This is a genomic window from Janthinobacterium sp. 1L-D-8-B-C4 (genome assembly GCF_057291295.1).
Genome location: NZ_JBXAVX010000009.1, coordinates 255,624 through 267,612, shown reverse-complemented (window position 1 = coordinate 267,612; position 11,989 = coordinate 255,624). Strand labels below are relative to the sequence as shown.

At 63.4% G+C, this 11,989-nt stretch carries 12 protein-coding genes; 4 read left to right on the top strand and 8 right to left on the bottom strand.

Features of this window, described 5'->3' with window-relative positions:
• Positions 1 to 189: 189 nt before the first annotated feature.
• The 6 genes from AC0Z42_RS17560 to AC0Z42_RS17535 all read right to left on the bottom strand — a co-directional run bounded on the left by AC0Z42_RS17560 (position 190) and on the right by AC0Z42_RS17535 (position 6,737).
• Positions 190 to 1,284, bottom strand: coding sequence for a toxin-antitoxin system YwqK family antitoxin (locus AC0Z42_RS17560; protein ID WP_485469478.1), 1,095 nt, complete (start codon positions 1,282 to 1,284; stop codon positions 190 to 192).
• Between the two features lie 22 nt (positions 1,285 to 1,306).
• Positions 1,307 to 2,617 carry a toxin-antitoxin system YwqK family antitoxin gene (locus AC0Z42_RS17555; protein ID WP_485469477.1) on the bottom strand — a complete coding sequence of 437 codons (1,311 nt, stop codon included), beginning with the start codon at positions 2,615 to 2,617 and terminating at the stop codon, positions 1,307 to 1,309.
• Between the two features lies 1 nt (position 2,618).
• The gene (locus tag AC0Z42_RS17550; protein WP_485469476.1) at positions 2,619 to 4,907 is read right to left on the bottom strand and encodes a hypothetical protein; all 2,289 of its coding nucleotides are present in this window, start codon (positions 4,905 to 4,907) and stop codon (positions 2,619 to 2,621) included.
• A complete protein-coding gene (locus AC0Z42_RS17545; RefSeq protein WP_485469475.1) occupies positions 4,904 to 5,671 on the bottom strand; it encodes a PP2C family serine/threonine-protein phosphatase in 768 nt (255 codons plus the stop codon). The genes AC0Z42_RS17550 and AC0Z42_RS17545 overlap by 4 nt, the downstream gene beginning before the upstream one ends.
• Before the next feature lies 1 nt (position 5,672).
• Positions 5,673 to 6,356 (bottom strand): vWA domain-containing protein, encoded by a 684-nt coding sequence (locus AC0Z42_RS17540; protein WP_485469474.1) that lies wholly within the window; start codon positions 6,354 to 6,356, stop codon positions 5,673 to 5,675.
• Between the two features lie 198 nt (positions 6,357 to 6,554).
• Positions 6,555 to 6,737: a TerB family tellurite resistance protein gene (locus tag AC0Z42_RS17535; protein WP_485469487.1), complete on the bottom strand. Its 183-nt coding sequence runs from the start codon at positions 6,735 to 6,737 to the stop codon at positions 6,555 to 6,557.
• Positions 6,738 to 6,860: 123 nt separating this feature from the next.
• Here AC0Z42_RS17535 and AC0Z42_RS17530 point away from each other — a divergent pair, with 123 nt between their 5' ends.
• From AC0Z42_RS17530 to AC0Z42_RS17520, 3 genes are all read left to right on the top strand, one after another.
• Positions 6,861 to 8,024, top strand: a complete 1,164-nt coding sequence (locus AC0Z42_RS17530) for a helix-turn-helix transcriptional regulator (protein ID WP_485469473.1) — start codon at positions 6,861 to 6,863, stop codon at positions 8,022 to 8,024.
• Between the two features lie 161 nt (positions 8,025 to 8,185).
• On the top strand, positions 8,186 to 8,626 hold the full coding sequence (locus AC0Z42_RS17525) for a hypothetical protein (RefSeq protein WP_485469472.1): 441 nt from the start codon (positions 8,186 to 8,188) through the stop codon (positions 8,624 to 8,626).
• 91 nt (positions 8,627 to 8,717) lie between these two features.
• Positions 8,718 to 9,158 carry a hypothetical protein gene (locus tag AC0Z42_RS17520; protein WP_485469471.1) on the top strand — a complete coding sequence of 147 codons (441 nt, stop codon included), beginning with the start codon at positions 8,718 to 8,720 and terminating at the stop codon, positions 9,156 to 9,158.
• Between the two features lie 127 nt (positions 9,159 to 9,285).
• Here AC0Z42_RS17520 and AC0Z42_RS17515 read toward each other — a convergent pair whose 3' ends face one another.
• Positions 9,286 to 9,741: a tellurite resistance TerB family protein gene (locus AC0Z42_RS17515; protein ID WP_485469470.1), complete on the bottom strand. Its 456-nt coding sequence runs from the start codon at positions 9,739 to 9,741 to the stop codon at positions 9,286 to 9,288.
• A 118-nt stretch (positions 9,742 to 9,859) separates the two neighbouring features.
• Positions 9,860 to 10,705 carry an oxidoreductase gene (locus AC0Z42_RS17510; protein WP_485469469.1) on the bottom strand — a complete coding sequence of 282 codons (846 nt, stop codon included), beginning with the start codon at positions 10,703 to 10,705 and terminating at the stop codon, positions 9,860 to 9,862.
• 170 nt (positions 10,706 to 10,875) lie between these two features.
• On the opposite strand from AC0Z42_RS17510, the gene AC0Z42_RS17505 reads away from it, so the two are divergent.
• On the top strand, positions 10,876 to 11,808 hold the full coding sequence (locus tag AC0Z42_RS17505) for an AraC family transcriptional regulator (protein WP_485469468.1): 933 nt from the start codon (positions 10,876 to 10,878) through the stop codon (positions 11,806 to 11,808).
• Positions 11,809 to 11,989: the final 181 nt, after the last annotated feature.

The following is an 11,989-nucleotide window of genomic DNA, read 5'->3' as shown; positions in this document are numbered from 1 at the left end:
ATACGGCAAGCGATGGCTTCTTGGTCATGATGGATTCCTCTGGATGTCACTATTTTCTCAAATTAGTGACCCTCCATCAAATCCGGGCTAGCTCAGTCCGACCCCAGCATTTTCGCAGTTCGGGGTAAGCACAAAATGCCTCGGCCGGCTTAACTTAACTAAGGTCAGCACCTGTCTTGACCATTTAATTTAATTGTCGCACCCCTGCCCTTCCCCCTTCACGAACCGGCACTCTTTCTCCAGCTTGCCATCCTGGCGCCAGCTCCGGGACCAGCCATCGGCCGCGTCATTCACATAGTCCAGCACACTTTTCACCTTGCCATCGGGATAATAAAACGTGCTGGTGCCGTTGAGCTTTCCCTTGCGCCGCGTGCTGCGGCTCTCCATCGTGCCGTCCGGATAATACGTCAGCAGCTCGCCATTCATCTCGCCGTCGACGTAATTGGTGCGTGAGCTGAGCTGGCCATTTTCATGGAAGGTCTCCGCCAGGCCATCGACCCGCTCGCCATTGCGGTAAGTGATCTCTTCGCTCAGCTTGCCCGACTCGTGGTACTCGCTATGCTTGCCTTCGCGCACGCCATTACGCCAATGGCCCCGCGCCTGCACGCTGCCATCTTCATTGTATTGGACAGCTTCTCCGTCCTGCTGGCCCTGCGCATTTTGTGCCACTCGCAGTGCGACCTTGCCGTTCGGAAAATAAAACGTATAGTCGCCGACGCGCTTGCCTTCAACAAAGTCGGGTGCATCGATGTGGGCTGACAGCCGCAGGGTCTTGGCTTGCTTTGCAGAATAGACATCGACCTGCCAGGTATTTTTTTGCTGGCCTGGCGGCAGCGGCACCACCAGCACATAGGGTGCCGCGCGATGGTCCTGAGGCATCAGCTCTTCACTGAGATACAGACGGGCCTGGTCATCCGCACAGGCAGCAGGATCGCAGGCGGCCAGCCGGCGTATCACGGGCACGGCGGCGTCGCCAGCGCTGCCTGGCGCCGGACACGCTTCCAGTATCACCAGCATCGGCGTTTTATGGCTGATCTGTTTGGCCAGTTCCTGCTTCATGGCGGCATAGTCGGCGCGCAACATGCCCAGCGACGGCGCATCCATGCGCAGCTGCTTGCCGCCGCAACCGGTGGTGTTTGCCATGCTGAGCACATCGGCGCCGTCGCTATCCTGTTGCGCCGCTATGGCCGTAATCACTTGCCGCTGCACGATGTCCGCGCTGGCGATGGCAGGCAGCAGCAACAAGGCGGCCAGGACGGCCGCAGGCGATAGTTTGATGGTCATTGCTTGCATCCTTCACGTTAGGCTACTTGGTACAGCCCTGGCCTTCATCTTTCACAAACCTGCACTCTTTTTCCACGCTGCCATCCTCGCGCCAGGTACGGCTCCATCCTTCGCGCCGGCCATCGACATACTCGACCAGCTGCTGCGGCTTGCCGTTGCCATGCCAGACCCGGAAGCTGCCCTGTTCGCGCTGGCGCCGGTCCCACTGGCGCTGTACGCGCAACTGGCCTTGCTCATCGTATTGCTGCTCGCTGCGCATCACGCCATTGTCGCTGTAGACGCGCAGGCTGGACAGCTTGCCGTCCTGGTAATACTCGCGCTCTTCGCCGTCCGGCGCATCGTTGACATGGCTCACGGTGCTGCGCACCTTGCCGTCGCGATAGTAATACGTACTGAGGCCGTTGAACTTGCCATTTTTCATCACACTACGGTTGGACACAATGCCGTCGGGATAATAGATGAGCATCTCGCCTTCGAGCTTTCCGTTGACGTAGTTCATGCGCGTGCGCAGCCTGCCGTCTTCATCGAAGGTTTCAGCTGGGCCATCGACCCGCGCGCCATTACGGTACACGGCTTCCTCGCGCAGCTTGCCCGTCCGGTGGTAGTCGCTGTGCTTGCCTTCCGGCAGGCCATTGCGCCAGTGGCTGCGTGACTTGACGGTGCCATCCTTGTAGTAGCTGAGGGACTCGCCTTCCTCGCGGCCCTGAGCGTTTTGCGGCACCTGCTTTTCGATCTGGCCGTTAGCATAATATAAAGTGTAGCCGCCGACGCGGTTGCCCTCGACATAATCGGGCGCATCGAGGTGGGTCGCCAGACGCAAGCTTTTGTCCTTCTGCGCGGAATAGACCTCGACCTTCCAGGTATTTTTTTGCTTGCCCGGCGGCAGCGGCAGCACCAGCACATAGGGCGCACTGCGGCGCTCCTGAGGAAACAGGTTTTCATCAAGATACATGCGCGCCTTGCCATCCGCACACGCGGACGGTTCGCAGCCGACCAGCTTGCGGATCACGGGTACGGCGGCGTCGCCTGCGCTACCCGGCGGTGGACATTCGTCCAGGCTGACCAGCATCGCCGTCTTGCTGCGGATGCGCTTTGCCAAGTCCGCCTTCATCGCGGCATAGCCAGCGTCGTCCATGGACAGCGAACCGGCATCCATGCGCAACTTCTTGCCGCCACAGCCGGTAGTCGCCGCAATCGTCAGCACATCGGCGCCTTCGCTGTCGGGTTCGCTCGAAATGGCCGTCACCACTTGCCGCTGCAGTATTTCCAGCCGCGCCGTGGCAGGCCAGCACAGCAGCAGGCCCAGGCCCGCCATAAAAGGCAGTTTCATCATCTTATTCCTTGCTATCGGTAGATACTGCCGCGACAGGCACCGGGCTGAAACTGCTCTTGCCGTCGCGGTAGCGCACCAGCACTTCCACGGTCGATGCTTGCAGCCGGCCCTTGCTGATGGCCGGCAGATAGCGCCATTGCTTGGCCTGTGCCAGCCACGCCTGGTTCAGCTTGTCATGCGCGGCTTGGCTGGCGATAATTTTCTGCGGCATGCCGGCCGCGTCAACGGTAATGGACAGCGTGCTCTCGCCAGCCAGCTTCAGCGCTTCATCATCCTGATAGACAACAGGCGGCAACGTGTCGCGCTCGACGGTGGCTGGCCGGTCGGCCAGCAGCGGCAAGGCGGCCAGGCGCAGCGCCTGCCGCTTGCCCTCCTCGATCACCGCCGTCCATTGCTTGCGCGCTTCCAGCGGCATGGTCAGTCCCAGCATGGCGGTGGCGCGGGTCATGCGCAGACCGATATCGTGCTGCCCGGACGCTTCAGGATGCTGCAGCGAGGTCAAGAAACCGAGCGCCGCCATGCGTCCGGCTTGCTGTGCATCGCCGCTGCGCAGCGCCGTGGCCGCCAGGCCCAGCCAGGCCACGCCATCGCCGGGCGCCGCCCACACGGCCTGCTCGAAATACTGGCGCGCCGCCAGCGTTTCCCTGGCCGCCAGATGCATGCGCCCCAGCGCCGACGCCGCCATATAGTCGTGCGGCCGGGCGATCAGCTGGTCGCGGTACTGATCGGCCTGCCGCTCGTCCATGCCGGGGCCCCAACCAGATGCTTCCATCAGCGAGCGGCGCAGGCGCAACAGCGTGGGGTCGCTGCGGTCTGCCTCCCGCGGCAGGTTGTACAGGGCTTGCAAGCCCTGCTGCACATCGGTGTCGCGCTGCTGCGCCAGTGCCTGATCGAGCGCGCGGATGCTGACGCGCACCTGGGATGGTTCGACCGTGGCCCGGCTGCGCTGCTGCCATTGAAGCACGTGCGTTGAAGCATTCTGCTGCGCCAGCACCGCATCGGCCCGCTTTTGCGCCTGCGTCGATGGCGCCGAGGTATAGGCGGAAAAGCCGATCAGGAACAGTACGATCAGAACCACGATCACGCCCCAGCTTTTGCCCGAGACAACAGCCGCAGGACTCGCCGGTTGGGGTGTTGTGGGCGCTGGAGTCGTACGGCGTTTGGTTTGAGCGCGCGGTGTCTGGAGCTGATGTTGCAACTGGCTTTGGGCCGCCTGCGAGGCCGTCGCCGCCGCCGTGATCGCCTGTTCGCGCGCACAGGCGGCGCACGCCAGGCCCGCAAAATGCTGGTGCTCGGCATTGCGCTGGCATACCACGATGCGATTCGCGCCCGGGTCAACGCCACGCAGCGCCAACCCACGCAGCAGCTGCGCCCAGTCGCTCGCCGAAGGCCGCTTGGTGGCCGCGCCGGCAAAGGCGCGGTCGAACAGTGCGCGCAGTTCCGCCGGCATCAGCGCGTGGCCGCTGGTCACGTTCGGCGCGATGGCCTTGTGGCGCTTGACGCCATAGGCATAATAGCCGTCGCGGATGCGCCCCGGAATATCGGTCGGCACCTGCGCATTCGCGGGCTTGCCGCTATACGGATGAATGCCGAAATTGAGCAGCTGGAAGATCACCACTGCCAGCGCAAAGCGGTCCTGGGCAGCCTCCGCGCCGGCCGGCATGCCCTTTCTTTGGCACTCCGGCGCCAGGTAGTCGGTCGTGAATTGCTCGGCCCGATAGCGCTCGTCCTTGCCCTGGATTGAAAAGCCGTCGCAGTCAAGCATGGCGATAGTCAGCGAATCGCGGTAAAAGCGCAGGTTGACCGGTTTCAGATCGACCACATAATGCTGCTGCTGGTGCAGCGCCGCCAGCACGCCGGCCAGGTTGGCCGCCAAAGTGACTTTCGGCCCCAGTCCCACCGGCAGGCCGGCCGCGCGCGCCTGGCGCTCCTGCAGCACCTGCTCCAGCTCGGCCGTGTGCGCCATGTCCAGCAAGGGCATCACAAAGCCGAGAAAACCGCCCTGTTTGTCTTGCACGGTCGCCTGCGGCCAGGCGATCTGCACATAGCGCTTGCCGTTTTCGAGCTTGTCCGGCAACTCGGGCGTCAGCTCCAGCATGGCGCCCAGTTTGCGCCGGTTGGCGTTGCGATCCAGGTGCGGATGGTACAGCTTGGCCACCTGCGCGGGTGCGCCGGGCAGCAGATACACGCTGCCGGCGCCGCCGCTCTTGATCAGCTTGCCGAGTACCAGGCTGCGCTTGCCGTCCAGCCAGACGCTGTCGCCTGGTCCTGCCGTCTTGCCCACACTCATGCGCGCATCGCGATCAGCAGCGTCTTGTCGTCGCCCGTGATCTGGTGCGTGCGCGGGTCCAGCAAGGTGTGCGCCAGCGCCTGTTCGCCGAGCGTGATGTCATCCATGCAGCTCAGATAATTTTGCACCGCGCTCATGAACGGCGCATACAGCGAGGCATTGTGCCTGCTCATGGCAAACGGCATGCAGCCGTCGCTCATCAATACCAGCCCGCACACCGAACGCGGTATCGGCAACAGGCGCAACTGGTCGCGCCAGCGCTCGCCGCTGAGAAACCAGGTTTCATTGGCGTATTCGCCATTGGCCGGCAGCGAAATGATTTCGCCGCCATCGTCCAGCTGCGCCACCCCCACGCCGTCGCCCAGGTGAAAGAACAGGCCCACCGACGGCCCCATCACCGCGCCCACCACCGTGGTGGCGTAGTCGCCCAGCACGGCGCCATGGTTGTCGGCCATTTCTTCAAGCGCACCGCGCACCTGCGCCATGGCGAGCGCCAGCGCGCCGTCATGCAGGTCCTGCATGCTGGCGCCCTGCCGCAGCGCATCGGCCAGCGCCTGCGCCAGGGTGGTGGCGACGAATTGCGCGCCCAGTTCGCTGTGCCGCGCGGAACCGGCGCCATCGCACACCACCGCCACCAGCGACGCGCCCACCTTCACGTGCGCATGCGCGTCCTGGCAAGGGATGCCCTTGTCCAGGTGCGATTTGCCCGCCACCGACGCGCCAAACACGCGCCAGCGGTTTTCCAATTGATCGAATGCCGCCATCTCAGGTAGGCACCACCGACCAACCATCCGTCGACGCCAGCTGCGCCTGCGCGCCCGGGCGCGACTGCGACACCACCTGCATGCTGGCACTGAGCCACAGGAACAGCTCGCGGAACTGCAAGCCCTTCAACTGCTTGACGCCCCGTTCGCCACGGCTGGAAAATTGCCCCAGCATATCGAGATTGGCGCCTTCGCCAACGGCAATAGGAAAGATCGCCACCTTGTTGGCCTGCTCGGCCGCGCGCGCCTGCTCCGCGCCCCGCTGCCAGCGGTCGGTCGGCTCGCCGTCCGACATCAAAAACAGCCACGGGCGCGTATAGGCCACGCCGGCCTGGCGGAAACGCAGCTTTTCCTGCTCGATCTCGGCCAGCGCCAGTTCCACCGCCGCACCGGTCGGTGTGGTGCCGTTGGCGTCCAGCCGCGGCGCCGTGAAATCCATCGCGTCGCACCAGTTGCGCGCCACCATCGCCTCATCGTGCTCGCCATACTGAATCACCAGGATGCGCACGCGCTTGGCCGCGATCACGTCTGATTTCAGCTCCTGTTCCAGCAGCGCCAAGCCCTGGTTCAGGAAGTCGATCGGTTCGCCGGCCATGCTGCCGGAGCAGTCCAGCACCAGCACCAGCGGCGTGCGTTGTTCGGTATTGTCGACCAGGGCGACATCGGGAATCATTATTGGCGTCATGTATTTTTGATAGAGTTGCGAAATAGCTTACAGACGAAGCTTACCCTAAGGACACATTTTGCTCGCGCGAATTTGGTGTGGAGAAAGGAAATGAAGCGGTGATAAAGAATGCTCTGGCCCGCAGCGTAGAACCGGGGTCTGACCCCAGATCTTGCATCTGGGTTAAAACTGAAGCTCACAACCTGCGAGCAGCAGAACTTACTGCAACTCGAACTCCGCCGGATTCAGATTCAGCTCCTTGGCGATCTTGCTGGCCACCCGCTGCTCATTCGCATCGAAATTGCCATCCGACGAAGCGACCGCAATAATCATTCGCACCAGCAGGCGCGACGCTTCCACCTTCATCTTGCCCAGCGCCTGGCAAGCCTTGTCCTCCCCAATATCCTTGTCGAACTCCAGCCTCCGACCAGCCTTCCCGGTCCCCTGAACACCGTGGATGACGTTGCTTGACGCGAATATTTGGTCTATGGTGATCGTCTGCCAGAGTCACACGAGGGAGGCGCCATGGCGAGTTTTTTGACGGCAGCACAGCAAACCCTGATCGGCCGGCTCTACGATTGCGCGCTGGACGACACGCTGTGGCGCGCCCTGTGCGCAGACCTGGCCGACCTGTTTGGCGGCGCCAGCGACGCTATCGTGATACTTGAAAACGCCGATGGCGCGCACCTGTTCAGTTCCACGCGCAACTTCGACGAAGATGCCGTGCGCGCCTATGAGGCCTACTACTGGCAGCACGACATCTGGGCCGCCTGGGCGCGCCGGCTGGGCGTATCAAGAGTGCACAGCAGCGCCGAGCATGTGCGCGACCAGGACCTGGTGCGCACCGAATTCTATGCCGACTTCTGCCGCCCGCGTGACCTGTTCCACGTGATCGGCGCCATCGTGCCGGTCGCGCCCGGCGAAGTGGCCTTGCTCGGTGTGCACCGGCAGCACGCCCAGGGGCACTTCTCGCAAGGCGCGCTGCTGCAAACCCAGTTGCAGGAACTGCTGCCGCACCTGCAGCGCGCCTTGCAGATACGCTCGCGCCTGGCGCACAGCAGCCTGGCCGAGCGCTACAGCCGCGCCGCGCTCGACGCACTCGACATCGCCGTACTGCTGCTCGATTCGCGCCTCGACGTGCTGTATGCGAACGCCAGGGCGCTGGACATATTCGGCCCCGACCCGCCGCGCAGCCTGCAGCTCCTGGCCGCCGGCACGCACTGGCGCATGCCGCCGCCACTCGCGTGCGCCGTGCGCCAGGCCATCGGCGCCAGTGCCGCAGCTGGCCGCAGCGCCGTGCAGCCGGTGGCGCAGGCGCTGCACCTGCCGCGCTCCGGCAGTCCCGACCTGTACCTGAACGTGGCGCCGTTCCACCCGCCGCAAGGCACTTGCGCCGACCAGCGCTGCGCCATCGTGCTGGCGCGCGAAGCGCACGCGCCCGGCATCTGCGCACAAGCGCTGCAGCAACTGTTCGCGCTGACGCCAGCCGAAGCGCTGGTAGGCCAGGCGCTGGCGCAAGGCGCCGCCATCGACGCCATCGCCGCTGCCAGCGGCGTATCGGTCAATACCGTCAAGACCCATCTGCACCACATCTACGGCAAAACCGGCGCCACGCGCCAGGGCGAGCTGATCGCCCTGCTGCATCAATGCGCCGGCGGCATGGGTTCGGCACCGCCGCCAGCGCGCTGACTTTTCCCGGCATCTCCTTCGAACGGATGATGCGGCGCCACCGTGGCTTGCCTAGACTTCATCCACCTCCCTGTCCTGTCTTTTTTACAAGACAACGCATCGGAGGCCGTTCGTTCAAGTCACATCCCGCTACGGCATACAACCACTGGAGAGTACACATCATGAAAACCCTGTTATCAAGCGCTATCCTTGCCCTCGCCACCTGCACCGCCGCCACCGCGCAAACGCTGCCCGACAGCCAGCGCGTGGTAGTGCCCGGCAACCCGCTCAGCATCGACCTGCCGGCCCGGCGGCATTACATGATGAGCGACGACTTCAAGCAATTTGCCGGCGGCTACGACCTGTCGAACGGCGACACGCTGGAACTGCGGCGCGCCGGTGCCACCATGTATGCGCGCATCGGCAAGCAGCAGGAACACCAGATCGTTGCTACCGGCCGCAATTCCTTCGTCGCGCTCGACCGCCAGCTGAAAGTGCGCATCGACCATAAAGACGACGGCACGGTGGGGGGCGAACTGGTGATGGTGGTGCCGTCACAGCAACTGGCCGACGGCAGCGTGACGCAGGAGCGCATCGCTGCAATCAACTTCCCCGGCAAATAGAAACCGGCACGGGTCGCGCCGCTTGCCCCATGCACCCATGCCCGGCAAGCGGCAGCGGCGTCCGCATGACATTCGACATCAAGGATCCAACATGAAAAATGGTTTGATTTACGCTATCGTCATCGCTTCCTCCACCCTCGCCACGGCGCAGGTGCTGCCGCCAGATCGCAGCGTGTCCGTGCCGGCCCTGTCGCTGCGCATCACCGCGCCCGACAAGCCACGCTACATCAGCGCCGAGGAATTCAAATCGTACGCCGGCGAGTACGCGCTGGCCGACGGCCAGACCCTGCGCCTGCGCCGCGACAGCGGTGGCTCCATGTACGCCAAAATCGGCAAGCAGGAAGAGCATCGCATCGTCGGCGCCGGCAAGAACGTCTTCGTCGCTGTCAACCGCAAACTCAAGCTGCGCATCGAACACCGCCGCGACGGCAGCGTGCAGGGAGAATTGGTGATGGTGATGCCGGCACGAGTGCTACCGAACGGCAGCATCAGCGGCGAAGAAGTGGCGGCGCTGCAGTTTCCGGGCAGGTAGCATGCGTTGCCTGGCGATTTGCCATGACAGCAAAAGGCCGGGGTCGTACCCGCCGGGTACGACCCCAGATTTTACTTTTGGGTAAAAACAAGCCCGGCAGCATGCAAGCGCTGCACTGAAAAAAGATTTACTGCAGCTCGAATTCCGCCGGATTCAGATTCAGTTCCTTGGCGATCTTGCTGGCCACCCGCTGCTCATTCGCATCAAAATTGCCATCCGACGAAGCGACCGCAATAATCATCCGCACCAGCAGGCGCGACGCTTCCACGTTCGACTTCATCTTGCCCAGCGCCTGGTAAGCCTTGGCCTCGCCGATATCCTTGTCGAACTCCAGCTGGCTGACGAAATCCTGGAAAGCCTTGATCACGTCGGTGGTGGTAAACACCGACAGCGCCTCATTGCTCTCGATGAACTTGACCATCTTCTGCTTCTCTTCCGAGCTGACACTGCCGTCCGCCATCGCAATCAGGGCCGAACCGGCCATCGCCGCGTTCAGGAAATCCTTGTTCTTGTACTTCAGCGCTTCGGTCTTCAGTTCGCTTGCCTTGGTCTTCAGTTTGGACAGAAAGGAATCAAAACTCATGGGGGGATCTCCGGGTTGGTTGGGCTTGAGCAGCGATGAACACTACCACTGGATGCTAGGTGGGGGCGCGTGGTTGGAATGCAAGCGCTGATGCTGCCGCAACACTGACCGGCCCGCCTCAATGATCGGTCGACAAGCTCAGTGTTTCCCATGCGTCGATCTGGTCAGACAAGGCCGCCAGTTTTGCCCGCACAATGGCCAGCCCATCGCTGCCCAGCAGCAGGTGTGCGGGCGGCGCGGCGCTGTCCAGCATGGTCAGGATGGCGCGCGCGCATTTCGCCGGGTCGCCCAGCTGCTTGCCGCTCTTTTCCTCGCGCGCCTGGCGGATGGGGCCAAAAACCTCGTCGTAGTCGGCGATGCTGCGTGGACTGCGCTGCATCGAGCGGCCGGCCCAGTCGGTGCGGAAGGATCCGGGCGCCACGGCAGTCACGTGGATGCCGAACGGCGCCAGCTCCTTGCCCAGTGCCTCCGAAATGTCTTCCAGCGCAAACTTGCTGCCGCAGTAATACGCCACGCCGGGCATGCCCACGTGGCCGCCCATCGAAGTGATGTTGATGATGTGCCCGCTGCGGCGCGCGCGCATGGCCGGCAAAAAGGCCTTGATCATGGCGACGGCGCCAAACACGTTCACGTCGAACTGGCGCCGAAGCTCATCCAGTGGCGACTCTTCGAGCACGCCTTCATGGCCATAGCCGGCGTTATTGACCAGCACGTCAATGACGCCCAAGGTGCGCTCTACTTCCATCGCCACTGCGCCGATGGCGCCAGCATCGCTGACGTCGAGGATGCGCCCGAACGCCCGCCCCGGCTGCAGCGTCTCGAACGCCAGCCGCGCCTCTTCATTGCGCACAGTGCCGATGACGCGGTGGCCAGCCAGCAAGGCTTGCTGCGCCAGCGCCAGGCCGAAGCCGCTGCTGACGCCTGTGATGAAAAGCGTCTTGGAAGTCGTATTGGTCAAGGTCATGGTAAAACTCCGGTGTGGTGGGAAGACGGTCATAATGCCGCGCGCCGGCCCGCGCGTGAATGCCGTTTGCTCTGCTGCGCTAGCCTGATCCTCTGAACGTATTGCGCTTCGCAGTACACGAGTCTGGCCCTATGGCATAGTAAGCGATCTTTCCACCATAATCGGCCACCATGACACTAGCCAGATCCTCAGACCCACGACAGCGTACCGTCGCCCTGCTGGCGCGCCTGGCGCCGCAGGAAGGCTATAATCTGACGCCGCTGGCCGGCGTGCGCCTGCTGCGCTCGGACCGGCCGCTGGCGCGCACGCCCGTGCTGTACGATCCGGGCATCGTCATCGTCTGCCAGGGCCGCAAGCGCGGCTACCTGGGCACAGTGGAATATCTGTACGACGCGCAGCATTACCTGGCCGTCTGCGTGCCCGTGCCATTCAGCATGGAAACGGACGCCAGCGCCGAAGAGCCGCTGCTGGCCATCTACCTGCATCTGGACTTCACCTTGCTGGCCGCCGTCATGCTGGAACTCGATGCGCTGCAGCCTCCCGTGCCGACAGCGCCAGCCAGCATAGTCTCGACCCGCATGGACCGGCCACTGGCCGGCAGCGTGCTGCGCCTGCTCGAGACCCTGGCCGCGCCACTCGACTGCGCCATGCTGGGGCCGGCATTGATCCGCGAGATTTACTACCGCGTGCTGTGCGGCGAGCAAGGCGCCGCGCTGGCGCTGCAAGGCAATTTCGGCCGCATCGCGCGCGCGATACGTCTGATCCACAGCGACTACGCCCAGCCGCTGGACGTGGCCAGCCTCGCCAACACGGCCAGCATGAGCGCTGCCACCTTCCATTTGCACTTCAGGCAAGTGACAAGCATGTCGCCGATGCAGTATCTGAAATCCCTGCGCCTGCACCAGGCGCGCCTGCTGATGGCCCGCAGCGGCTTGCAGGCAGCGGGCGCCAGTGCGGCCGTCGGCTATGAAAGCCCATCCCAGTTTGGCCGCGAATTCAAGCGCCAGTTCGGCCTGCCGCCTATGGAAGAAGTGCGGCGCATGCAAAACAGCTTCGCGCTACCGCCGCCGCAGGAAGGCAATATCTATGTGTCGTCGCATTGAACGCACAGCCGCAGCGCGTCTGGAAGCGCCTGGCTGGCGCCGCCCGGGTGAACATTTTACGGTTGAGATCGTGTACAAATGCCGGCCCCTAAAATGAAAAATCACCAATGTCGCAGGCTTCAGACTTAAGTTACTGCTCCCGTGCGCTGCATCAACCCCAGCCTTGAACTTCAGCACAGAG

Coding starts and splice junctions, on each gene's coding strand:
- AC0Z42_RS17560 (WP_485469478.1), bottom strand. CDS start 1,284: ATGACCATCAAACTATCGCCTGCGGCCGTCCTGGCCGCCTTGTTGCTG.
- AC0Z42_RS17555 (WP_485469477.1), bottom strand. CDS start 2,617: ATGATGAAACTGCCTTTTATGGCGGGCCTGGGCCTGCTGCTGTGCTGG.
- AC0Z42_RS17550 (WP_485469476.1), bottom strand. CDS start 4,907: ATGAGTGTGGGCAAGACGGCAGGACCAGGCGACAGCGTCTGGCTGGAC.
- AC0Z42_RS17545 (WP_485469475.1), bottom strand. CDS start 5,671: ATGGCGGCATTCGATCAATTGGAAAACCGCTGGCGCGTGTTTGGCGCG.
- AC0Z42_RS17540 (WP_485469474.1), bottom strand. CDS start 6,356: ATGACGCCAATAATGATTCCCGATGTCGCCCTGGTCGACAATACCGAA.
- AC0Z42_RS17530 (WP_485469473.1), top strand. CDS start 6,861: ATGGCGAGTTTTTTGACGGCAGCACAGCAAACCCTGATCGGCCGGCTC.
- AC0Z42_RS17525 (WP_485469472.1), top strand. CDS start 8,186: ATGAAAACCCTGTTATCAAGCGCTATCCTTGCCCTCGCCACCTGCACC.
- AC0Z42_RS17520 (WP_485469471.1), top strand. CDS start 8,718: ATGAAAAATGGTTTGATTTACGCTATCGTCATCGCTTCCTCCACCCTC.
- AC0Z42_RS17515 (WP_485469470.1), bottom strand. CDS start 9,741: ATGAGTTTTGATTCCTTTCTGTCCAAACTGAAGACCAAGGCAAGCGAA.
- AC0Z42_RS17510 (WP_485469469.1), bottom strand. CDS start 10,705: ATGACCTTGACCAATACGACTTCCAAGACGCTTTTCATCACAGGCGTC.
- AC0Z42_RS17505 (WP_485469468.1), top strand. CDS start 10,876: ATGACACTAGCCAGATCCTCAGACCCACGACAGCGTACCGTCGCCCTG.